This window comes from Corynebacterium sp. LaCa_282 (assembly GCF_057198125.1).
In genome coordinates this window covers 1,129,700-1,152,833 of the sequence record NZ_CP191095.1, presented here as the reverse complement: position 1 = coordinate 1,152,833, position 23,134 = coordinate 1,129,700, and the positions used below count along the sequence as shown (strand labels likewise).

Sequence of the window (23,134 nt, the reverse complement as noted above, 5' to 3'; positions counted from 1 at the left end):
AGAACATGCCGCGACCGTGGTGCGAGCGTTGCCCACCGAACCAGATAGAATACTGGTTATGTATGCCATTATGACCGTCACCGGTGCCGATAGCACCGGAATCATTGCCGCAGTGACCACGACTCTTGCTGATCTGGACATCAACGTCATTGATGTCTCGCAGACCATTATGGGTGACTATTTCACCATGATCCTCCGCGTTGAATTCGATGCGGATGCCGTATCCATCCAGACCATCAAGGAGCGGATGCGCCCGGTTGCGGAGGAAAAGCAGCAATCCATCCGCATTCAGTCCGAAGACCTCTTTACCGCCATGAACGAGATTTAACATGAGCACGCGTTTTAATACCACCAATATCTTGGACACCATCGAGATGATTGAAAACTATCGTCTCGATATCCGCACCGTGACGATGGGCATTTCCCTGCTGGGATGCACGCGCTCGACCATGGAGTCAACCTGCCAGGCCATCTATGACCGCGTAACGCAGCAAGCGGGCCGCTTGGTTGAGGTATGCGAGGGCATCGAAGGTGAGCTCGGCATCCCGATCGTCAACAAGCGCATCTCCGTCACCCCCATTTCCCTCGTTGTCGCAGGCTTGGACGGCAACCCCGTCGATGCCGCGCGGGCGCTGGATAAGGCCGCGAAGGAAGTGGGCGTTAACTTCGTCGGCGGCTACTCCGCGCTGGTAGAAAAGGGTGCGACGAGCGCAGAGCAAAAGCTCATTTCCTCCATCCCCGAAGCCTTGGCCGAGACGGACGTAGTGTGCTCCTCGGTCAATATCGCCAGCTCTCGCGCCGGCATCAACATGGATGCGACGAAGCAGATGGGCGAGGTCATCAAGGAAGCCGCTGAGCTGACCAAGGATAATTCCGCGATTGCCTGCGCCAAGCTCGTCGTCTTTGCCAACTCCGTGGGCGATAATCCGTTTATGGCCGGCGCCTTCCACGGCATCGAGGAGCCTGACTGCGTCGTCTCCGTTGGCGTCTCCGGCCCCGGCGTGGTGGACCGCGCCCTCGGCTCCTTGGAAGGCGCAAGCCTGGATCAGGTGGCTGAGGAAGTAAAGAAGGCGGCCTTCAAGATCACCCGCGCCGGGCAGCTCGTGGGCAATATGGCCTCCGAGCGCCTCGGCGTTCCCTTCGGCATCATTGACCTTTCCTTGGCCCCCACGGCAGAACTCGGCGACTCCGTGGCACATATCCTCGAGCACATGGGCCTCGATCAGGTGGGCACGCACGGCACGACGGCGGCATTGGCGCTGCTTAACGATGCCGTCAAGAAGGGCGGCATGATGGCATGCTCGCGCGTGGGCGGATTGTCCGGTTCCTTCATTCCGGTCTCTGAGGACAGGGGCATGATCGATGCCGTAAAGTCCGGCTCCATTTCCATGGACAAGTTGGAGGCCATGACCTCCATCTGCTCGGTCGGGTTCGACATGATCGCACTGCCTGGCGATACCTCTGCGGCCACGATTTCCGGCATGATTGCGGATGAAGCCGCGATCGGCGTGATGAATCATAAGACCACCGCCGTGCGCGTCATTCCGGTACCTGGCGCCAAGGTGGGCGACGAGGTCAGCTTCGGTGGGCTTTTGGGCTACGCACCGATCATCCCGGTCAATCAGGTGGGCAATTCGCAGTTCATCAACCGCGGTGGCTTTATCCCCGCACCGGTGCACGGATTCCGCAACTAGGCGCGGAGTAATCCACACCTAGGGGGAGAAGCGCGCCTAGGACAAGCGCAACAAGCTCCCCTTAGGACTCGGAGTCTTCATTCTCCTCGCCCGGCTTTTCGGATTCTTCCCACCGGGCGAGGTTTGCTTTGAAGTGCTGAAAAGAATCTTCTAGCTGGCGCAATTCCACCTCGCCGCCGACCTGGCGGCCCGCATCGGAGTAGATGGCCTCCGCTGCTTCATCTAGGACATTGCGGCGTTCCACGGTGCGAAGCAGCGCGACCACCTTGGCTAGGTTGTTGAGCAGGCTGAGGTAGATTTCGGCGTTATCGGCCGCATCGCGGCGGATTTGGGTGAACATCGCCTCAATGATCTGTTCGTAGCTAAAGGTTTGATAGTCCAAGCGGAACTCGCCATCGATATGCATAATCCCCTGCGGCAAGCGCTTGTCCCCAATGACCACCAAGATTTGCGTGAAGCGGTCAATGATGTCGATGACCGTATAAGGATCATTGACGCCGGTACTGAGAGCGCGAGCAGCAATCTCTGCGAGGTGCCGGGCAGTAAACCGAGGGTCGTGCGCAGAGGCATCCTCGCGGTGCTGCGTGACCACGATGTGCTTTTCAATGTTTTCCGGCATGTGCGGCACGCCGTGAGCAATGACCTCGCTTTCTAGCACGAGATCGCCCGGGGCAACACCCAGGTGAACCGCGCACTCTTCTTCGGCGGCCGCTTGGGCAATAGACTCGTAGTCCACGAATTTCAGGTAGCCCGTTTGGGAGCTGCGGGTTGCATCGGCGGATTCATAGAAATCCGAACCTGGTGCCTTGGCAACCTTTTCTTCTTCGCCGCGCTCAATGAGGCGCCGCATGTGCTCTTCCACATCCTGGGCCACCACGTGCACTACATGAGACATGCTAATGGACTGCGCGATATGGACGATGAAATAAATCAAAAAGACCACGCATATCAGCGCCAAGGCGATGTCGACAGCGACATTCAGCGAGGGAACGTGTTCTTGCTTGCCCTCGCCGCCGGCGCGCACGGCACGCAGAGAGAGCAGCGAGTAGGTAAAAGTCGCCAGGTAGATCCCCAGCGTGGACTGGATGGAACGGTCCTTTAAAAACTCGTGCAATAGGCGCGGGCCCATCACCGTCACCACGCCGGAAAGCGCGGTCAGGGTGATAAAGAACAGGGTGCCGGCCAGAGACAGCGTGGCGGTTGCTACGGCGGTGAGCAGGCCCTGGGCACTTTCCGCACTACCGTCGTAGAGTCGAGAGAACGCCAGATCGAAGTTGCGGTCGAGCGCCAACATGCCTTCGGCCGCCACGACGGCTACCGCTACCGCTACGGCGGGAATGACCCAAAACTTATCCCGCCAGGCGGGCATCCTCTCGATCAGCGTCTTCATCAGGCTTAAGCCAGCTCGACGATTTCCATGTACTCATCGGACCACAGGTCTTCATCGCCATCCGGCATGATGATCACCCGCTCAGGGTCGAGCGCCTTCACTGCGCCCGGATCGTGGGTTACCAAGACGACGGCACCCGTGTACGTATTGAGCGCGTCGAGCACCTGCTCGCGAGAGATGGGGTCGAGGTTATTGGTCGGCTCATCGAGAAGCAGCACGTTCGCGCGGCTGGAGACCAACGTAGCCAGCGACAGGCGGGTTTTCTCACCTCCAGACAGCGTTCCGGCAGGCTGTTGCAGTTTATCGCCGGAAAACATGAACGCTCCCAGCAGCCCGCGCAGCTCTTGCTGGTCCGCATCGGGGCAGGCCTCGATGGTGTTTTCCCAGACGCTCTTCTCCGGATGGATATTGTCGTGCTCCTGCGCAAAGTAGCCAATGCGCAAACCGTGGCCACTGACGATGCCACCCTCGCCATCGGTGCGCTCCTCCCCCGCCAAGAGCTTGAGCAAAGTGGTCTTACCGGCACCGTTATACCCCAGGACAACGACGCGGGAGCCCTTATCAATGGCCAGGTCCACGCCAGCGAACACCTCCAACGAACCGTACATCTTAGTCAAGCCTTTGGCATTCATGGGTGTCTTGCCGCACGGGGCGGGCTCGGGGAATTTAATATTGGCTACCTTATCCGCAACGCGCACCTCATCGAGGTCATTCATCATGCGCTCGGCGCGGTTCAGCATCTGCTTCGCCGCTGCAGCCTTGGTGGCTTTAGCACCCAATTTGGCGGCCTGCTTTTGCAACGCGGAGGCCTTCTTTTCCGCATTCGCGCGCTCGCGGCGCCGGCGCGCCTCATCAGTGGCGCGGGCATCGAGGTATTTCTTATAGCCCATGTTGTAGACATCCGCCTCGCCGCGCACCGCGTCGAGGAACCAGACCTTATTGCACACGGCCTCGAGCAACTCGACATCGTGGGAAATCATGACCAGTCCGCCCTCGTGCTTGGACAGGAACTGGCGGAGCCAGACGATGGAGTCCGCATCCAGGTGGTTAGTGGGCTCATCCAGGAGCAACGTGGTCTGGGATTTACCCGAGCCTTCGCTGGCTGCAAAAAGGATCTGCGCCAGCTCCACGCGGCGGCGTTGGCCGCCCGATAGTGTCTTGAGCTTTTGGTCTAAAACGCGCTGTGGCAGGCCTAGGTTATCGCAGATTTGGGCGCACTCGGAGTCGGCCTCATAGCCGCCCAAGGAGTCGAATTGTTCTTCCAAGCGGGAGTATTTGCGGATGGCCTTATCGCGGAACTTCTCATCCGTGGCCGTTTCCATCAGCTCTTGTTGCTTAGCCATCCGCCGCTTAATATCGTCGAGCCCACGGGCGGAAAGCACGCGCTCGCGCGCGGTTTGCTCGATATTGCCTTCGCGCGAATCTTGCGGAAGGTAACCAATCGGACCCGAACGAGAGACAGTACCGCCATAAGGCTCGGTCTCGCCTGCCAGGATGCGCATGGTCGTGGTCTTTCCCGCACCATTGCGGCCTACTAGCCCGATGCGGTCGCCGGGCTGGACGCGGAGGTGCTGTCCGGGGGCATCGAGAAGCGTGCGGGCGCCTACGCGTACCTCAAAATCATTGGTCACAATCACGACAAGCCAGTCTAGCAACCAAAGGCCAAGGCACTAATTCACGCAAAAAAGCGGCGGTAAAACTACCGCCGCCTTTTAAATATTCCGTGGTGATTAAACCGCGAAGCCCAGAGCTTGGAGCTGCTCACGGCCTTCTTCGGAAATCATGTGTGGGCCCCAGGGTGGCATCCAGACCCAGTTGATACGCACGCCATCGGCAAGCTTCTTGCCGGTAACGATGTCCTCAACCTGTTCCGCAATGACGTCGGTCAAAGGGCAGGCCGGCGAGGTCAACGTCATGTTGATCATGGCGAGCTCTTTGCCGTCCTCTTCTTCCAGCCACAGGTCATAGACCAAGCCCAAGTCAACGACGTTGATGCCGAGCTCTGGGTCGATGACATCGCGCATGAACTCGGTGATATCAAAGGCCTTCGACAGCTGTTCTTCCGTCTGCTCTGGCCGCTCACCGCCTGCGCTGAAGGACGAATTCTCGTTCTGGTAAGGATCTACGGGATCGGTCATTTACTTCTCCACTTCATTGAGCGCATCTGCGGTGGCGGCCTGAAAAGCCTTCCACCCTAGCAGCGCGCATTTAACTCGTGCCGGGTATTGAGAAACACCTGCAAAGGCAACACCATCGCCGATGATGTCCTCATCGCCTTCATCCTGGCCACGCGAGGTGACCATCTTTTCAAACTCGGCAAGCTTTTTATTGGCTTCCTCCAAGGGCAAGCCGACGATCTCTTCCGCCATGACGGACGTCGATGCCTGCGAAATGGAACAACCTTCGGCGTCGTAGGACACATCTTCAACGGTCTTGCCGTCCGCGGAAAGGTTGACGCGCAACGTGAGCTCATCGCCGCACGAGGGGTTCACGTGGTGAACCTCTGCTTGGAACGGCTCGCGCAACCCCGCGTGTTGCGGGTTTTTATAGTGATCCAAGATCACGTCTTGGTACATCGAATCTAGATTCATTAGGCAACTCCAAAGAAATCGCGGGCGGCCTTAATGGCTTCTACCAGCTTATCTACTTCGGCTTCCGTGTTGTACAGGTAAAAGCTAGCGCGCGCGGTCGATTGCGCACCGCAGGCGCGGTGCAGCGGCCACGCGCAGTGGTGGCCTACGCGAATGGATACGCCTTGGTCATCCAGAACCTGACCCAGATCGTGCGGGTGAACGCCTTCCACGGTAAAGGAGATGGCCGCGCCGCGGTTCTCAGCCGTTTCTGGGCCGATGATGCGCAGCCCCGGAATCTCACGAAGCTGTTCCAGGGCATAGGCGGTGAGCTTCTGCTCGTGGGCATGGATATTATCCATCCCCACCTCCTCGAGGAACTTCACCGCGGCGCCGAGGCCGACGACCTGGCTGGTCATCTGCGTGCCGGCTTCAAAGCGCGTTGGCGGTTCCGCGAAGGTGGTTCCTTCCATCTTCACTACCTCGATCATGGAGCCACCCGTGAGGAACGGGGGAAGCTTGCGCAGCAATTCGTCCTTGCCGTAGAGCACTCCCACACCATTGGGGCCACACATCTTGTGGCCCGAGAAGGCGGCAAAATCCACATCCAAGGCATGGAAATCTACCGGCATGTGCGGGACGGACTGGCAGGCATCGAGCACCACCATGGCATCCACCGCGCGGGCGCGGCGCACCATTTCCTCGACCTCGGAAACCGCGCCAGTGACGTTGGACTGATGGGTAAACGCAACGACCTTGACGGATTCATCGAGCTCGAGCGAATCCAGGTCGATGCGACCATCGTCAGTCAACGAGTACCACTTCAAGGTGGCACCGGTGCGCTCACAGAGCTCCTGCCACGGCACGAGGTTGGCGTGGTGCTCAAGCTCCGTGATGACGACGGTATCGCCCTCTCCTACGTACAGCTCGCCCGCGCGCTCATCGGAAAGCGTATAGGCAACCTCATTGAGCGCCTCGGTGGCGTTTTTGGCAAAGGCAATCTCATCGCGGTCCGCGCCAACGAAGGCCGCGATGGCCTGCCGGGCCGATTCATAGGCGTTATCCGCCTCCTCGGCCAACTGGTAGGAGCCGCGGTGGACGGGGGCGTTGGTATGGAGAACGAACTCCTCCTCTGCCTTCCACACCGGCAGTGGGCGCTGGGAGGTAGCCCCCGAATCCAGGTACACCAGCGGCTTATCGCCGCGCACGGTGCGCTGCAGGATCGGGAACTGCTCCCTAATTGCGTTTACATCAAATCCAGACATAAAACTTCTTCGATTCATCGAGGATGAACCAGCGCTGGGCTGGTCTTTACTGCAGGAACTGGTCGTAGCCGTCAGACTCGAGCTGGTCTGCCAGCTCGGCCCCGCCGGTCTTTACAACCTGGCCGTTAGCGAATACGTGCACGAAATCAGGCTGAACGTAGTTCAGGATGCGCTTGTAGTGGGTAATCATCAAGATGCCGCCATTGGTGTCATCCTGGTAGCGGTTGATGCCATCAGAGACAATGCGCAGCGCGTCAACGTCCAAGCCGGAGTCGGTCTCATCCATGACCGCGAACTTGGGCTTTAGGATGTCCAACTGCATGACCTCGTGGCGCTTCTTCTCGCCACCGGAAAAGCCCTCGTTGACGGAGCGGGAGATGAAGGACTTATCAATCTTCAGGTTCTCGCGAGCCTCAGTAAGTTCCTTATTCCACTCGCGCAGCTTGGGGGCCTCGCCGCGGATAGAGGTCACGGCGGAGCGCATGAACTGCGATACCTTTACGCCCGGCACCTCGGTGGGGTACTGCATGGCCAAAAACAGGCCGGCGCGAGCGCGCTCGTCAACGGGCATGTCGAGGAGGTTCTCGCCATCGAGAAGCACCTCGCCCTCGGTGACCTCGTACTTCGGGTGACCAGCAATGGTGTAGGACAAGGTGGACTTGCCGGAGCCGTTCGGGCCCATGATGGCGTGGATCTCGCCGGAGTTGATGGTGAGGTTGACGCCCTTGAGGATTTCCTTGGGCTCGCCGTTTTCTTCATTCGGCAGAACCTGGGCGTGGAGATTCTTAATTTCCAGAGTAGACATAGTTTTGTGGGTTTCCTTCTGTAAGTGCGTTAAGCGGAGATCTTTTCCAGTTCTTCAGAAATGCGGTTTTCCAGTTCCTCGGAGAGGGATTGCACCGGAATGCGGTGGATGACCTCATTGAAGAAGCCACGAATGATGAGGCGACGAGCCTCTGCCTCCGGAATACCGCGCGACATCAGGTAGAACAGCTCGATATCGTCAAAGCGGCCAACCGTTGCGGCGTGGCCGGCGCCGGTGATTTCACCGGTCTCAATCTCCAGGTTCGGGATGGCGTCTGCGCGCGCACCGTCGGTGAGGATGAGGTTATTATTCGTCTCATAGGTATCGGTGCCCTGTGCGTTGGAGCGGATAAGCACGTCTCCTACCCAGCAGGTACGAGCCTCGTTCTTCTTCTCACCCTGCAAGGCGCCCTTGTACAGGACATTGGAGCGGCAATTAGGAACCGAATGATCCACGAGCATGCGGTTTTCGAAGTACTGACCAGAGTCCGCGAAATACACGCCCAGCAACTCGGCGTCGCCGCCGGGAGCGGTGAAGTTCACGCGCGGGACGATGCGCACGACCTCGCCGCCGAAGATGGCGGAGTTGTGGCGCAGCACGGCATCGCGTCCCACCTGGGCCACCTGGTTAGACAGGTGCACCGCGTCGTTTTCCCAGTCGACGTCCACGATGACGGTCAGGTGTGCGCCATCGCCAAGGATGAATTCCACGTTATCCGCGTGGGTGCCAGAGCCGACGTACTTCAGCACAACGGTGGCCTCCGCATGGTGGCCAACCTCGATGGAGGTGGCGCCGAATGAGGTCACGTCTTCGCCCTTGCCCGTAAAGGTAATGGTGATGGGATCTTCCACCTGCACCTCAGGGTCAACGGTTACCACTTGACCTTCCGGCATGGAGGTCCATGCCTGGGCGGCCACGCGGTCAGAAGGCTTGCCCACGCGGCCAAGGCACTCATCGTCGCGGTCTACAGTCTCCGCAGAAACGCCTGGGTGCTTGCTTACCTTGACGTCCTGGGCAACCGCTTGAGCAAATTCCCCGTTGTGCAGGCCCCGCAGCTTGCGCAGGGAAACAAAGCGCCAGACCTCATCGCGGCCGTGCGGTACCGGGAAATCCTCCACGTTGGTAGAGGTAAAGACGTCACCCTTGGTGATCTTATCCGGATTGAATTCGTTCGAAGCGACCATTTCTTTAGCCGACCGATCCTTCCATTTGCAGTTCGATGAGGCGGTTGAGCTCGAGGGCGTACTCCATCGGCAGCTCCTTAGCAATCGGCTCAACGAAGCCACGCACGATCATTGCCATTGCTTCTTCTTCCGCAATGCCGCGGGACATGAGGTAGAACAGCTGCTCTTCAGAGACCTGCGACACGGTTGCCTCGTGGCCCAACGTGACGTACTCGTTGCGGATGTCGTTATACGGGTATGTGTCCGAACGCGAGATATTGTCCACGAGCAGGGCGTCGCATTCCACGTTGGACGTGGAGTGGTGCGCATTCTGGTTGACCTGCACCAAGCCGCGGTAAGCAGCGCGGCCACCGGCGCGGGCAACGGACTTGGAGACGATATTGGAGGAGGTGTAGGGCGCCATGTGCGTCATCTTTGCACCAGTGTCCTGGAACTGTCCTTCGCCAGCGAAGGCGACGGAAAGCACCTCACCCTTAGCGTGCGGACCGGTCATCCACACGGCCGGGTACTTCATGGTGACCTTGGAGCCGATATTGCCATCGACCCATTCCATGGTGCCGCCCTCTTCCACCTTGGTGCGCTTGGTCACCAGGTTGTAGACGTTGCTGGACCAGTTCTGAATCGTCGTATAGCGGCAGCGGCCGCCCTTCTTCACGATGATCTCCACCACCGCGGAGTGCAGGGAGTCCGACTTGTAGATGGGCGCGGTGCAGCCTTCCACGTAGTGAACGTAGGCATCCTCATCCACGATGATAAGGGTGCGCTCGAACTGGCCCATGTTCTCGGTATTAATACGGAAGTAGGCCTGCAGCGGGATATCAACGTGTACGCCCTTCGGGACGTAAATGAAGGAGCCGCCGGACCACACTGCGGAGTTAAGCGCGGAGAACTTATTGTCACCGGCAGGAATAACGGTGCCGAAGTGTTCCTTAAAAAGCTCTGGGTAATCGCGCAGCGCGGTATCGGTATCGACGAAGATAACGCCCTGGCTTTCCAGGTCTTCGCGAATCTGGTGGTAGACAACCTCAGACTCGTACTGTGCGGCCACGCCGGCAACCAAGCGCTGCTTTTCTGCCTCAGGGATGCCCAGCTTATCGTAGGTGGCCTTAATATCATCCGGGAGGTCGTCCCAGGTCTGCGCCTGCTCTTCGGTGGACTTGACGTAGTACTTGATCTGGTCAAAGTCGATGCCGGAGAGATCCGCGCCCCAAGTGGGAATGGGCTTCTTATCAAAGATATCCAGGGCCTTGAGACGCTGGTTCAGCATCCACTCGGGCTCGCCCTTCTTTGCGGAAATATCGCGGACAACGTCCTCGTTCAGGCCACGGGCGGCAGAAGCGCCGGCCGAGTCAGAGTCGTGCCAGCCGTACTCATACGCACCAATAGAATCGATGATCTCATCATCGGTCATCTTGTTATCAGGTGCCGATTGTGCCTGGGTCATGACTCGCTCCTTTCAGTATTAGTTTTGACAGGTGTCAAGGGGATATTCGTGGTACAAATTCCGTGGCCATCTGCGATAGAAGCCAAAGGTTGTACGTGTTTGCCTAAGAGGGCGGAAAAGACTTCCTGCTCTGCCTCGCACAGTTCAGGGTGCTTGGCCGCCACATGGGCAACCGGGCAGTGGTGTTGACAGATTTGCACGCCCTGGCCGGCACGGTCCACGGTTGCGGCGTACCCGTGCTTATCCAGGGTTTCAGCCAGTTTGCGCGCTACTTCCTCGACCGATTCTTCCGCGTCCACGAGGGGACGCACATCGGCGATGATGCGCTCAAATCGAGCCTTAGCGAAGTTCTTCACAGCCTCTGAACCGCCCGCAGAGCGCAGCGCGGTCAACGCTTCAGAAGCCAATTCATCATAGGCGTGGCCAAATTGCGCACGCCCACGATCCGTCAGGCGGAAGTGTTTTGCCGGTCGCCCACGACCCGCTCCGGAGTGCATCCGCGAACGAGAAGCTGGACGGCGCTCGACAACTTCCGTTAGTTCTTCTTCCACCAGAATGTCTAAATGCCGGCGGATCCCGGCGGTCGAAAGACCAAGGCGCTCACCCAGGTAAGAGGCGGTTACAGGGCCGTCCTTAAGCAATAGCAGCAGTACCTGGCGGCGGGTATCACCATCCGTGGACCGTGATTCTTTCACCGCCACATGCGCCGCTGCCGCGCGCTGTGAGTTAGCCATGCCCTAAAACCTCCCTTCCTTAGGTCAGTTGCCTGCAGTCACCGTGCTCCGTCGCGCCGGAAATGCCGTCGCTACGCAAGCGCCATAACTGCGCTTTCATCATTAGACAACACTAGTGTTCCTTAATTCATTCCGGAATGCCACCATTGCAGTCACCGGGCGTGGCGGCGGGGGTGAATTTCCCACCCCACGGTCCTCGCGTAAGGTCTTAAGCCATGAAAGGGAAACTACGGGGAGTGCTCGAGAGCGTAAAGGCGGAATTGCCACGCTTAGGCACCGCAGGTTCTCGTTCCGCGCAGCTGCACGCCGAAGGCACCGGCGCGCAAGCCGGGGATACTCGCTACGATTTCATCACCCAGGCGCCAGAGGAACTGCAGCACACCACGGTCTCCCAAAAGCGCACCTTTTTCATCTTGCGGTGGGCCGGAACCGTCGGTTCCCTCCTCATTGCCTTTGGCGCTTTGGGAGCAGGCGCACTGCCTGTAGTGGGCAACCCCTATGACAATGTGCCCTTCGGCTCCCTCATGTCGCGCATGCTGCAGACCTCGTCTGCGCTCGTCATGGTGGGCGTGGGGCTTTTAGTTACGGCCTGGATTTTCCTCGCCCCCTTCGTGGGCACCCCGCTGCGCCAGGCGCGACCCGGTGAGCCCGCCAGCGATCGCTCCCGCCGGCTGGTCTCCCCGCGCCAGCTGTGGATCACGTGGGCTGGGTGGATCATCCCCCTCATCTTTACCGCACCCTTATTTACCCAAGACATCTATTCTTATTTGGCCAATGGCTCCATCGTGGCCCAAGGGATGGATCCCTATTCCGCCGGCCCAGTTCAGCTCTTGGGCGCTGGCAACGAGCTCGCGCGCTCCGTTCCGTTTATCTGGGCGAATTCACCGTCACCATATGGGCCCGTTGCCTTGGGGCTGGCGGCCATCGTCAGCATCATCACCGGAAATTCCATTGTCTTAGGCGTCATCGCCCACCGCCTACTTTCCATCGTGGGCATCATCGTGGCCGGCTGGGCCATCACACAGCTTGCTCAGCGATGCCGCGTCTCCCCTGCCTCCGCACTATGGCTCGGCATCTTGAACCCGCTGACCATCCTTCACCTCGTCGGCGGTATCCATAATGAATCCATCATGCTTGGATTGTCGTTACTGGGCATGGAGCTTGGATTAAGGGGCATCGATAAGCTGGGGCAGGATAAAAGAGGAGCCTACGTTGCGCTAATAGCCTCTGGCTTTTTCCTATCCTGCGCCGGCATGGTCAAGGTCACCGGCTTTATTGGGCTCGGCTTTATCGGCATGGCGTATGCCCGCCACCTGCACGTTCAGGCGCGCGTACCGCGCTGGCGGGCTTTATTTATAGCCATTGCCGTGCAGGGCGCGGTGCTCGTAGTCACCATTGCGGTCATCAGCCTCATCACGGGCATTAACCTCGGGTGGATTACCGGGCAAGGCGGAGCCGCCACGATTCGCTCCTGGCTTTCCCTGTCCACGGCCACGGGAGTGGGCGCCGGTTTCCTCGGCATGTTTTTAGGCCTTGGGGACCACACCGATGCCATATTGACCATCACGCGCAGTTTCGGCGTCTTGGTCGCCGTCGCCTTCATGTCCCGCATGCTCTTTGCCACGCTGCGCGGATATATCCACCCCGTGGGCGGGCTGGGAATCTCTACCCTCGTGCTCGTCATCTTCTTCCCGGTGGTTCACCCGTGGTACATCCTCTGGGCCGTTTTGCCGTTGGCGGCGTGGGCGAACCGGCACATCTTCCGGTTTAGCGTCGTTGCCTATACCGGCGCGATGAGCTTTTTCGTCCTTCCGCGCGGCTTGGGCCTGCCCGCTGGAACGGTGCTTTCCATCTATATCGCCGCTGCCTGCGCTTTCGCCGTGGTAGCCGGAGTGTGGTGGGTTGCAATGCGCCGAAACGGAATCCGTGTCTTAAACTAGGCACCCGTGAATGCAATTCCAGCTGAAAGCCCCGCCCTGTCCTTGGATGGTGTGGTAAAGAAATTTGGCCCCACGGCAGCCGTCAATGGGCTCAGCCTGAGCGTTGCACACGGCGAAATATTTTGCCTGCTCGGCCCCAATGGTGCTGGTAAATCCACCACCATCGAAATGTCTGAAGGCTTTATCCACCCCACCACCGGTTCCATTAAGGTCTTAGGCCTTGATCCCAGCACCGAGCCCGATAGGGTGCGCGAAAAGGTGGGAATCATGCTGCAAGGCGGCGGTTCTTATTCCGGCATCCGCGTGCTAGAGATGTTGGAATTGACCGCGCGCTATAACGCCAATCCTCTACCGCCGGAATGGCTGCTCGAAACGTTGGGCCTGCAAGGCGTTGCGCGCACGCCTTATCGGCGGCTTTCCGGCGGGCAGCAGCAGCGGCTATCGCTCGCGCTCGCGGTCATCGGCAGGCCCGAGCTAGTTTTCCTCGATGAACCCACCGCGGGCATGGACGCCCAATCCCGGCTCGCCGTATGGGATTTGATCCGCGCCCTGAAGCGCGACGGGGTCACCGTGATATTGACCACCCACCTGATGGATGAGGCCGAATCGCTGGCAGATCACATCGCCATCATGGATCACGGCGCGCTCGTGGCGCAGGGAACCCCAGCAGAACTTACCTCCCAGGGCGAGGGCGCCGGTTTTAGTTTTAGCGCAAATTCCGCAGTTGACCTGGACGCCTTGCAGCGAATTGACATCCCCACGACCGCCTCGCGGCCGCTGCACTACAGGGTGAGCCAGCCCAGTTCGCCGGAACTAATTTCCGCCCTCGCCGCCGAGCTCGCCCGCCAAGGCGTGCTTTTGCGAAGCCTGGAATCCCACCACCGGAACCTCGAGGAAGTATTCCTCGACCTCACAGGCAGGCACTTGCGCAGTTGATAAAACCCTGTGTCCTGTCTTCATCCTAAAATCACCAGTACCTACAATCGCCACTTCAAATTTTTCAAGGAATAGGCCCCCGATTATGAGCGCAACGTTTTCCCCCGGCACCTTCAGCCCGGCACCCAAACGAGCGAGTGCGGGCGCCATCATCTTTGCCCAAGGCGGCATGGAGGCCAAGCTCATGCTGCGCCACGGGGAGCAACAATTGCTCAGCATCATTATCCCGCTCGCCATCCTGATTGGGACCGCCCGCCTGGAATCATCCACCGGGCATGGGCTGCACGAGGTCTTTCCCATGGTGCTCGCGGTGGCGGCAACCTCGGCTGGTTTTACCGGGCAAGCCATCTCCCTCGCCTTTGACCGCCGCTACGGGGCCTTAAAGCGCACCGGCGCCTCCGGCGTACCGGCGTGGGCGATCATCGGCGGCAAGATTATCGGCGTGCTGACGATGGTGGTATTCCAGATTCTCGTGCTCGGTGCCACGGCCTTTGCCTTGGGCCTGCGCATCAGTGCGCCCGGCATCCTGCTCATGATCGTCTCGCTCATTTTCGGCGTCGCCGCCTTTACCGCCATGGGTTTGGTGCTTGGCGGCACCCTTAGCTCTGAGGCCGTACTCGCGCTGGCGAACCTCATTTGGTTTATCCTGCTGGCGATCGTCGGCTGGGCCCTGTACTCCCAGGGCTTGGGCGATAATGGCCTGCTCAACATCGTGCCCACCGTGGCACTAGCGGGCGCGCTTGCCGATGCCTCCAATTCCACCTTTCCTGGCATCGAACTCATTTCCTTGACCGCGTGGCTAGCGGTGGCGTCGTATGCGGCCGTTCGTTGGTTCCGTTTCGACGGCTAAATGTGAGTTATACCCAGTTCCCCGCGAAACAGAGCCAAAGGTTTCGGCTCGCTACACACCCCCTAGTAAGATGCACCTTGTGAATTACTGGACCAGAACTAAACGCTTTTTTAAAGAAGCCGTCCCTACCGTGGAGCAACAGCGCCTCATCGCGCTGATCCTGATCTTCTGCCAAGGCGGCATCACCGTATCTGGTTCCATCGTCCGCGTCACCGGTTCCGGCCTGGGTTGCCCCACCTGGCCCCAATGCCAGCCTGGTTCCTTGGTGCCGGTAGAAGGCGCCGCGCCGGCAATCCACCAAATCATTGAATTTGGTAACCGCCTACTCACCTTCGTCGATTCCGCCGCAGCAGGCGCGGCAGTCATCGCCATGTATATGGCGTGCCGCCGGCCTGAGCTCAGGGTCTATGCATGGCTCAACGTGGCCGGCATCGTCCTGCAGGCCGTCATCGGCGGCATCTCCGTGCACTTGGATCTGCGCTGGTGGTCCGTGGCTCTTCACTTCCTGCCTTCCATGGTGCTGGTGTGGCTTGCCTGCATGCTGTATGCCCGCATCAAAGAACCCGATGATGGCACCGCCCAGCCGCGGTTCCCGCAAGCGATTCGCATCCTCGCCGTCATCGCGACCATCGCCCTCTCGATCGTCCTGATCACCGGGACGATGGTGACCGGTTCCGGCGTCCACTCCGGCGACTCCGGCGTGGGAATGGACGGCCGCTTGGATGTGGATACCGAGTCCATGGCCATCGCCCACGCCATGTGCATGTACGTCTACCTCATCTTTACCGCCATTGCCGTCTTCCTGCTGTACAAGCACCGCACCCCGCAGGAGACCAAGAAGGCAGGGTGGGTCCTTATCGTCTGCATCCTCATCCAGTGGGCCGTGGGCGTCTTGCAGTTCTACCTGGGCGTGCCGCGGTGGACGGTCCCCTTCCACATAGGTATGTCCGCCGTGGTCACCGGCTTTACCGCCCTGCTCTGGGCACACGGGCGCCACCGCGTCGGTGGCACGCCAGACCTCATCTCGGGCTCTCCCGCCGGCGACGATAAATACGCCGTTCGCCAGCAATCATTAAATGAGGAACGCGCCGCCGTCTAGGATTTAGACAGCACAATTTTTCTGCAGCTACTGCGCTTTGTGGGATAGCATGGCCTTATGCATGCTATCCAGATCACAGAAACGGGCGGGCCGGAAGTCCTGCGCTACGCCGAGGTTCCTGCGCCCACGCCTAGTGAGGACGAAGTCTTAGTTGATGTCACCGTGGCGGGCGTGAACTATATCGATACCTACTACCGCGAGGGTATCTATAACGCCCAGACGCCTTTTATCCCTGGCTTTGAGGGAACGGGGCGCGTTGTCCACGATCCCAAGGGGGAAATTGCGGAAGGCTCCCTAGTGGCATGGCACCACGCCTTTGGTTCCTATGCCGAGCAGGTCTGCGTCCCCCGGAACGGCCTTGTCGCTGTACCGGATGATTTCCCCACCGAGATCGCTGCCTCCATGCTGCTACAGGGCATGACCGCCCACTTCCTTTCCCACGGCGTGTATGAGCTTGGCGAAGGCGCTACCTGCCTCATTACCGCTGGTGCGGGCGGTGTGGGCCAGCTGTTGACCCAAATGGCATCCTCTTTGGGGGCAACGGTCTATACGGTTGTCTCCACCGATGAAAAGGAAGAGATCTCGTATAAGTGCGGCGCCGACCATGTCTTTCGCTACAGCGATGGTTTGGGCGAGCAGGTTCGTCGGTTTAATGGCGGCCGCGGCGTCGATGTGGTCTATGACGGCGTGGGGCAAGCCACCTTCTTCGAATCGCTCGAGGCCGTTCGCCCGCGCGGCACCGTCGCGCTCTTTGGTGCCGCTTCTGGCCCGGTTGAGCCCATCGATCCGCAGCTGCTCAATAAGCATGGCTCCATCTTCTTGACCCGGCCTTCGCTCGGCGCGTGGACGGCGCAAGAGGGCGAATTCCAGATGCGTGCGCAAGCTGTCGTCCAGGCCGTGATGGACGGGGACCTCAAGTTCAACGTATCGGCCTCCTATCCCTTGGAAGAAGCAGAGCAGGCCCACCGCGACCTACAATCGCGTAGCACCACCGGTTCTATTGTTCTGCGGGTAAAGCAGGACTAAGGAAGAATAAAGCGCGAGCCACACGGGCTCGCGCTGCAGCGTGCTACTGGGTTCTAAAACAGGGTGGCGGACCAACCAAGCATCCGGCCGATTGGCTCCCAACCTATGACGGCATCGATGGACAGGCCAATAAAGAGTACCGACAGGTAGTTATTTGAATAGATAAACAGGCGCATGGGTTTTACCTTTGCGCCTTTCTTTACGCCTTGGTGCAGGCGGATGGCTAGCCATAAGAAGACCGCGCCAGAAGTTACGGCGGCAATGAGGTAAATCCACGATGCCGCGGGGACGATCAGCAGCGTGACGATGACCGTGCCAACGGAATACCACACGATTTGGCGGGTTACTTCTTGTTCCGTCGCCACGACCGGCAGCATCGGCACCCCGGCCTTGCGGTAATCTTCCTTGTATTTCATGGCCAAGGCCCAGGTATGTGGCGGGGTCCAGAAAAAGATAATGAGGAATAGGACTATTGCCTGCCACCAGCGGTCGGGCTCGCCCGCTGGCGCGTTATCGCGGATGACTGCCCAGCCCACCATGGCCGGCATGCACCCTGCTAAACCGCCCCACACGATGTTTTGGGCATTGCGCATCTTCAAAAACTTGGTGTAGACGAAGACGTAGAAAAAGTTCGTGAGGATGACGAAGAACGCGGCCAACCAAGAATTGGCCAGGATTCCCAGCCAGAGCACCGACACCACGAGCATGATCCAGGCAAAGATCGCCGCGTTCCGCTTCGAAATCGTGGCGCGCACAAGTGGGCGCGCGCGGGTGCGTTGCATCTTCTGGTCAATTTCATAATCGACCACGTTATTAAAGGTATGGGCGGCCGCAGCGCCCATCCATCCGCCGAAAATGGTGGAAATGATGAGCCAGATATTCTCAGAAACCGCCTCAACGCCCCGTTGCGCTTGGAGCATCGCCGGAATTGCGGCCACGAGGAGGAGTTCAATAATCCTCGGCTTCGTTAGCGCAAAATAGGCCTTGATGGTCTCCAAGGAATTCCTCCACTATCTGAACAGACGTTGATCTACAGCACACACGCTACACAGTGCGCTATGCCCACGGTGTAGTGGTCGCACACTCCGGCGCAAAAGTTCCGGAGAATTAATTCACACTATGGCTTACATATAAAATGCGCTACACATGGATCGTAGCAATGCAGCGGAAACGCAGAGAGTAACTAATGCTGTGCCGTACACCGCTTAGCCATGCCAGCTTACCGGTTCCCCGCGGCTTTCAATAATTCCGCACCGCCGTCAAAAAAGTAACTAGACTGTGTGGAGTTCAGTAATTAACGCCTAGATTTAAGCGAGGCCTTATACCGTGTCGAAAGATAATTTGTCCCCAGACCTGCAAGCTATGGTCGAGCGCCGTTATCCGGACGACTGGACAGACACCGATACTCGCGCGGTCGACACTGTGCGCGTGCTTGCTGCCGATGCCGTCCAAAACTGCGGCTCCGGGCACCCCGGCACGGCGATGTCACTGGCTCCCCTCGCCTATACGCTCTACCAGCGCGTTATCAATCACGACCCCAATGACGTGAATTGGGCCGGCCGCGACCGCTTCGTGTTGTCTGTCGGCCACTCTTCCCTGACCCTGTACATCCAGCTTTTCTTGGGTGGGTTCGGCTTGGAGATGAAAGATCTCCAGCAGCTGCGCACCTGGGGCTCTCTCACCCCGGGCCACCCTGAGGTGCACCACACCGATGGCGTGGAGATCACCACCGGCCCGCTCGGCCAGGGTCTGGCATCTTCGGTAGGTATGGCGATGGCTGCCCGCAAGGAGCGCGGCCTCTTCGATCCTGAGGCACCGGTCGGCCAATCCCCCTTTGATCACTACGTCTACACCATTGCCTCCGACGGCGACCTGCAGGAAGGCGTTACCGCTGAGGCATCGTCTTTGGCTGGCACCCAGAAGCTGGGCAACCTGATTGTCTTCTGGGATGACAACCGCATTTCCATCGAGGATGACACCAATATCGCCTTCAATGAGGACGTCGCTGCGCGCTATGAGGCATACGGCTGGCACGTCCAGACCGTTGAATCCGGCGAGGACGTCGTTGCCATTGAAGAGGCAGTGCGCAATGCCCAGCAGGAAAGCGAGCGCCCCTCCTTCATCCGCGTGAAGACGGTCATTGGCTACCCTGCCCCCACCAAGATGAACACCGGCGGCGTGCACGGCGCAGCGCTTGGCGATGACGAAGTTGCCGCCACCAAGGAAGTGCTCGGCTTCGACCCGGAAAAGACCTTCCACATCGATGATGAGGTCTTGGCGCACACCCGCAAGCTGCGCGAGCGCGGCGCCAAAAAGCACGCGCAGTGGCAAGAAGAGTTCGACGCGTGGGCGGCGGACAACGCCGAGAATAAGGCGCTGTTTGACCGCATGAGCGCCCGCGAATTGCCGGAGAACTTCGATGCCGAGCTCCCCGTATGGGAGCCAGGGGATGCGATCGCCACCCGTAAGGCCTCTGAGGCGACCATCCAGGCGCTGGCCGCCGCCTTGCCGGAAATGTGGGGCGGATCGGCCGACCTGGCGGGGTCCAATAACACCGTGATTAAGGGCGCGGATTCCTTCGGCCCTGAAAACATCACCACCAATAAGTGGTCCGCGCAGCCTTATGGCCGCAACCTTCACTTTGGCATCCGCGAGCACGCGATGTCCGCCATCATGAACGGCATCGCCCTCCACGGAAATACCCGCGTATATGGCGGTACATTCCTGATCTTCTCCGAGTATCAGTACCCGGCGGTGCGCCTCGGCTCGCTGATGTCTACCGATACCTACTACGTGTGGACGCACGATTCCATTGGTTTGGGCGAAGACGGCCCTACCCACCAGCCGGTGGAGACCCTGTCGGCCTTGCGCGCTATTCCAAACCTGTCCGTCATCCGGCCTGCCGATGCCAATGAAACCGCGCAGGCTTGGGCCGCAGCGATGGAATACAAGGCAGCCCCGAAGGGCCTTGCGCTCAGCCGCCAGAACCTCCCCATCTTGGAAGGCACCAAGGAAAAGGCACGCGATGGCGTTCGCCGCGGCGCCTACACCTTGGTCGCAGGCTCCAAGGACGAGCCCGATGTCATCTTGCTGGCCACCGGCTCGGAGGTACAGCTCGCCGTGGAGGCCGCCCAGCAGCTCGAAAGCGAGGGCACGGCCGCTCGCGTGGTATCCGCGCCGTGCCTGGAGTGGTTCGACGAGCAGGACGCAGAGTACCGCGAATCGGTTCTGCCCAGCAGCGTGAGGGCCCGCGTTTCCGTCGAAGCCGGCCTCGCTCAGTCCTGGCACAAGTACACCGGTACTTTCGGCCGCAACGTCTCCCTAGAGCACTACGGGGCCTCCGCTCCCGGCGACGAGCTCTTCGAAAAGTTTGGCTTTACCTCTGCTGCGGTTGCCGATGCTGCACGCGAAAGCATCGCCGAAGCCCAAAGCTAAGCCCACCTCACCGACGCTAAAAGGAATGACTATGAACAACATTTCTGAACTTGCCCAATTGGGCACCTCCACGTGGCTCGATGATCTCTCGCGCCAGCGCTTGGAATCTGGAAACTTGAAGGAGATTATTTCCTCCAAGTCCATCGTGGGTGTGACCACCAACCCGGCTATCTTTGCCACCGCCATGACCAGCGGCACGGCCTATGACGAAGACCTGGCAGCCTTGAAGGAGAAGAACGCTTCGGCCGATGAAGCCGTCTACTCCCTGGCAATTACGGACGTACAAAACGCCTGTGACCTTTTTGCCGATATTTATGCCGAGTCCGACGGCCAGGATGGCCGCGTATCCATCGAGGTGGATCCGCGCATCTCCGACGATGCCGCGGCAACCCTCAAGCAGGCCCGCGAACTGTGGGACCAGGTGGACCGCCCCAATGCGATGATCAAGGTCCCGGCTACCAAGGGCTCCCTCCCCGCTATCGAGGATGCCTTGGCAGAGGGAATCAGCGTCAACGTCACCCTGATCTTCTCGGTCGCCCGCTACCGCGAGGTCATCGCCGCATTCCAGGCTGGGCTCAAGCGCGCAGCCGAGGGTGGCAAGGACGTTACCAAGATTCACTCGGTCGCATCGTTCTTCGTCTCCCGCCTGGATACGGAAGTGGATAAGCGCTTGGAAGCTATCGGTTCCGATGAGGCCCTGTCCTTGCGAGGCAAGGCCGGTGTCGCTAACGCGCAGCGTGCCTACGCCCTCTTCCAGGAAGAATTGCTCGGTGACAACAACGGCCTCCCAGAAGGCGCGCCCATTCAGCGCCCGCTGTGGGCTTCCACCGGCGTGAAGAACCCCGACTACCCAGCAACGCTATATGTGACCGAGCTGGCTGGCCCGCACACGGTAAATACCATGCCGGAAAAGACCATTGATGCGGTCCTGCAGGAGGGTGGTTTCCACGGCGATACCCTCTCCACCGCCGCCGAAGAAGCCGAGAAGGTCTTCTCCCAGCTCGAATCGGTAGGCATTGACCTAGAAGATGTCTTCGTGGTCCTTGAACGCGAGGGCGTCGATAAGTTCGTCGCCGCGTGGAATGACCTCCTTGATTCCCTCAAACAACGACTCGCGTAAACTACGACCGTGGTCCTAGCCCCGCCGGATAGCCGGCGGGGCATTATGCCGCCACTAGTTGAAAGACTACTTAGCTTTTCCCTCCAGGAAGGATAATCCGTGACGGACTCAGCCGCTTGGGTCAATCCCTTGCGTAATGCCGCCGATAAACGATTGCCACGCATCGCGGGCCCCGCGGGCATGGTCATCTTTGGTGTGACCGGCGATTTAGCTTTCAAAAAGCTCCTGCCGGCCATCTATGACCTTGCCAGCCGCGGTCTCTTGCCCGCTGGCTTCACGCTCGTCGGCTATGGCCGCAGGGACTGGGATAACGCGGACTTCTGCGATTATTTCCGCAGCGCGGTAGAAGTCGGCGCCCGCACTGACTTTAACCACGACGTGTGGGAGCACTTATCCCAAGGAATCGAGTTCGTGCAAGGTTCCTTTGATGATGAGGGCTTTGACAGGCTTTCTGCGCGGTTGGCCGAGCTGGATAAGGCCCGCGGTACGGGAAGCAATTGGGCATACTACCTTTCGGTGCCGCCAGAGTTCTTCTCCGATATCTGCCACCAGTTGGAACGCGTGGGCATGGCCAATTCCATGGAGGACTCGTGGCGCCGAGTGATCATCGAAAAGCCCTTTGGCCACGACCAGGAATCCGCGCGCGAGCTCAATGAGATCGTCAACGCGGTCTTCCCAGAATCGGCCGTCTTCCGCATCGATCACTACCTGGGCAAAGAGACCGTGCAAAACATCATGGCGCTGCGGTTTGCCAACCAGATTTTTGAGCCGATGTGGAACGCGCACTATATCGATCACGTGCAAATCACCATGGCCGAAGATATCGGCCTTGGCGGGCGCGCTGGCTATTATGACGGAATCGGTGCGGCCCGAGACGTCATTCAAAACCACCTGCTGCAGCTGCTCGCCCTCGTGGCAATGGAGGAGCCTTCCTCCTTTGAACCGGAGGCGCTGCGCGCTGAAAAGGTCAAGGTGCTGCGCGCTACGCAGCCGGTCCATCCGCTCAATAAAACCACCGCCCGTGGCCAGTACACCGCCGGCTGGCAGGGCTCGGAATACGTGAAGGGCTTGCGCGAGGAGGAGGGCTTCGATCCCGCCTCTACTACTGAGACCTATGCGGCGTGCACGTTGGAGGTCAACTCCCGGCGTTGGGGAGGCGTGCCTTTCTACCTGCGCACGGGCAAGCGGCTGGGGCGTCGCGTCACCGAGATCGCCTTAGTCTTCAAGGCCGCGCCGAACCAGCCTTTTGTCGATGGCGAAACCGATGCCCTTGGCCAAAACGCTGTGGTTATCCGCGTTCAGCCCGATGAGGGCGTGACCATGCGCTTTGGCTCAAAGGTGCCTGGTTCCACCATGGAAGTCCGCGATGTAAACATGGACTTCGCCTACGCCGAGGCATTCACCGAGGAATCTCCCGAGGCCTATGAGCGCCTTATCTTGGATGCCCTCCTCGATGAATCATCGCTGTTCCCCACCAATGAAGAAGTCGAACTTTCGTGGTCGATTTTGGATCCGATCATCGATTACTGGTCCAAGCATGGTGAGCCCGAAGATTATAAGGCGGGCACATGGGGGCCCACCACAGCCGATAAGATGCTGCGCCGCCGGGGTCATTCCTGGCGTCGCCCGTAGAAGGGACGTA

Annotated in this window: 20 protein-coding genes; 10 read left to right on the top strand and 10 right to left on the bottom strand. The window is 59.4% G+C overall.

The window, feature by feature from the left end; translation table 11 throughout:
* Positions 1–58: 58 nt before the first annotated feature.
* Both ACP8KU_RS05380 and ACP8KU_RS05375 read left to right on the top strand, forming a co-directional pair.
* Positions 59–328, top strand: a complete 270-nt coding sequence (locus ACP8KU_RS05380) for an ACT domain-containing protein (RefSeq protein WP_034654051.1) — start codon at positions 59–61, stop codon at positions 326–328.
* Between the two features lies 1 nt (position 329).
* Entirely contained in the window at positions 330–1,694 is a 1,365-nt protein-coding gene (locus tag ACP8KU_RS05375; RefSeq protein WP_023017471.1) for a PFL family protein, read from the top strand.
* 61 nt (positions 1,695–1,755) lie between these two features.
* Here the strand turns inward: ACP8KU_RS05375 and ACP8KU_RS05370 are convergent, their stop codons facing one another.
* The 9 genes from ACP8KU_RS05370 to ACP8KU_RS05330 form a co-directional block, all read right to left on the bottom strand.
* A complete protein-coding gene (locus ACP8KU_RS05370) occupies positions 1,756–3,084 on the bottom strand; it encodes a DUF2254 domain-containing protein (RefSeq protein WP_484484112.1) in 1,329 nt (442 codons plus the stop codon).
* Positions 3,085–3,089: 5 nt separating this feature from the next.
* On the bottom strand, positions 3,090–4,721 hold the full coding sequence (locus ACP8KU_RS05365; RefSeq protein ID WP_284610212.1) for an ABC-F family ATP-binding cassette domain-containing protein: 1,632 nt from the start codon (positions 4,719–4,721) through the stop codon (positions 3,090–3,092).
* Between the two features lie 93 nt (positions 4,722–4,814).
* The gene (locus ACP8KU_RS05360) at positions 4,815–5,222 is read right to left on the bottom strand and encodes a metal-sulfur cluster assembly factor (protein WP_005279145.1); all 408 of its coding nucleotides are present in this window, start codon (positions 5,220–5,222) and stop codon (positions 4,815–4,817) included.
* The gene (sufU, locus tag ACP8KU_RS05355; RefSeq protein ID WP_005279143.1) at positions 5,223–5,675 is read right to left on the bottom strand and encodes a Fe-S cluster assembly sulfur transfer protein SufU; all 453 of its coding nucleotides are present in this window, start codon (positions 5,673–5,675) and stop codon (positions 5,223–5,225) included.
* Entirely contained in the window at positions 5,675–6,919 is a 1,245-nt protein-coding gene (locus ACP8KU_RS05350) for a cysteine desulfurase (protein ID WP_484484111.1), read from the bottom strand. Before ACP8KU_RS05350 ends, sufU begins: the two co-directional genes overlap by 1 nt.
* 46 nt (positions 6,920–6,965) lie before the next feature.
* On the bottom strand, positions 6,966–7,724 hold the full coding sequence (gene sufC, locus ACP8KU_RS05345; RefSeq protein ID WP_005279139.1) for a Fe-S cluster assembly ATPase SufC: 759 nt from the start codon (positions 7,722–7,724) through the stop codon (positions 6,966–6,968).
* A 29-nt stretch (positions 7,725–7,753) separates the two neighbouring features.
* Positions 7,754–8,908 carry a Fe-S cluster assembly protein SufD gene (sufD, locus tag ACP8KU_RS05340; RefSeq protein WP_484484110.1) on the bottom strand — a complete coding sequence of 385 codons (1,155 nt, stop codon included), beginning with the start codon at positions 8,906–8,908 and terminating at the stop codon, positions 7,754–7,756.
* A 4-nt stretch (positions 8,909–8,912) separates the two neighbouring features.
* A complete protein-coding gene (sufB, locus tag ACP8KU_RS05335; RefSeq protein ID WP_023022420.1) occupies positions 8,913–10,352 on the bottom strand; it encodes a Fe-S cluster assembly protein SufB in 1,440 nt (479 codons plus the stop codon).
* Positions 10,349–11,086 carry a helix-turn-helix transcriptional regulator gene (locus tag ACP8KU_RS05330; RefSeq protein WP_284901932.1) on the bottom strand — a complete coding sequence of 246 codons (738 nt, stop codon included), beginning with the start codon at positions 11,084–11,086 and terminating at the stop codon, positions 10,349–10,351. Before ACP8KU_RS05330 ends, sufB begins: the two co-directional genes overlap by 4 nt.
* Positions 11,087–11,301: 215 nt before the next feature.
* On the opposite strand from ACP8KU_RS05330, the gene mptB reads away from it, so the two are divergent.
* The 5 genes from mptB (at position 11,302) to ACP8KU_RS05305 (ending at position 16,937) form a co-directional block, all read left to right on the top strand.
* Entirely contained in the window at positions 11,302–13,026 is a 1,725-nt protein-coding gene (gene mptB / locus ACP8KU_RS05325) for a polyprenol phosphomannose-dependent alpha 1,6 mannosyltransferase MptB (protein WP_284901933.1), read from the top strand.
* A gap of 6 nt (positions 13,027–13,032) precedes the next feature.
* Entirely contained in the window at positions 13,033–13,962 is a 930-nt protein-coding gene (locus ACP8KU_RS05320) for an ABC transporter ATP-binding protein (RefSeq protein ID WP_484484109.1), read from the top strand.
* An 85-nt stretch (positions 13,963–14,047) separates the two neighbouring features.
* On the top strand, positions 14,048–14,812 hold the full coding sequence (locus ACP8KU_RS05315) for an ABC transporter permease (protein WP_005279129.1): 765 nt from the start codon (positions 14,048–14,050) through the stop codon (positions 14,810–14,812).
* 70 nt (positions 14,813–14,882) lie between these two features.
* Entirely contained in the window at positions 14,883–15,911 is a 1,029-nt protein-coding gene (locus tag ACP8KU_RS05310) for a COX15/CtaA family protein (RefSeq protein ID WP_484484108.1), read from the top strand.
* A gap of 57 nt (positions 15,912–15,968) precedes the next feature.
* A complete protein-coding gene (locus tag ACP8KU_RS05305) occupies positions 15,969–16,937 on the top strand; it encodes a quinone oxidoreductase family protein (protein ID WP_023022432.1) in 969 nt (322 codons plus the stop codon).
* 53 nt (positions 16,938–16,990) lie between these two features.
* Here ACP8KU_RS05305 and ACP8KU_RS05300 read toward each other — a convergent pair whose 3' ends face one another.
* Positions 16,991–17,935, bottom strand: coding sequence for a heme o synthase (locus tag ACP8KU_RS05300; RefSeq protein ID WP_005279123.1), 945 nt, complete (start codon positions 17,933–17,935; stop codon positions 16,991–16,993).
* A 364-nt stretch (positions 17,936–18,299) separates the two neighbouring features.
* On the opposite strand from ACP8KU_RS05300, the gene tkt reads away from it, so the two are divergent.
* From tkt to zwf, 3 genes are all read left to right on the top strand, one after another.
* Positions 18,300–20,372 carry a transketolase gene (gene tkt, locus ACP8KU_RS05295; RefSeq protein ID WP_484484155.1) on the top strand — a complete coding sequence of 691 codons (2,073 nt, stop codon included), beginning with the start codon at positions 18,300–18,302 and terminating at the stop codon, positions 20,370–20,372.
* A 31-nt stretch (positions 20,373–20,403) separates the two neighbouring features.
* Positions 20,404–21,492: a transaldolase gene (gene tal, locus ACP8KU_RS05290; protein WP_284636439.1), complete on the top strand. Its 1,089-nt coding sequence runs from the start codon at positions 20,404–20,406 to the stop codon at positions 21,490–21,492.
* Positions 21,493–21,591: 99 nt separating this feature from the next.
* The gene (gene zwf / locus ACP8KU_RS05285; RefSeq protein WP_284622913.1) at positions 21,592–23,124 is read left to right on the top strand and encodes a glucose-6-phosphate dehydrogenase; all 1,533 of its coding nucleotides are present in this window, start codon (positions 21,592–21,594) and stop codon (positions 23,122–23,124) included.
* Positions 23,125–23,134 lie beyond the last annotated feature (10 nt).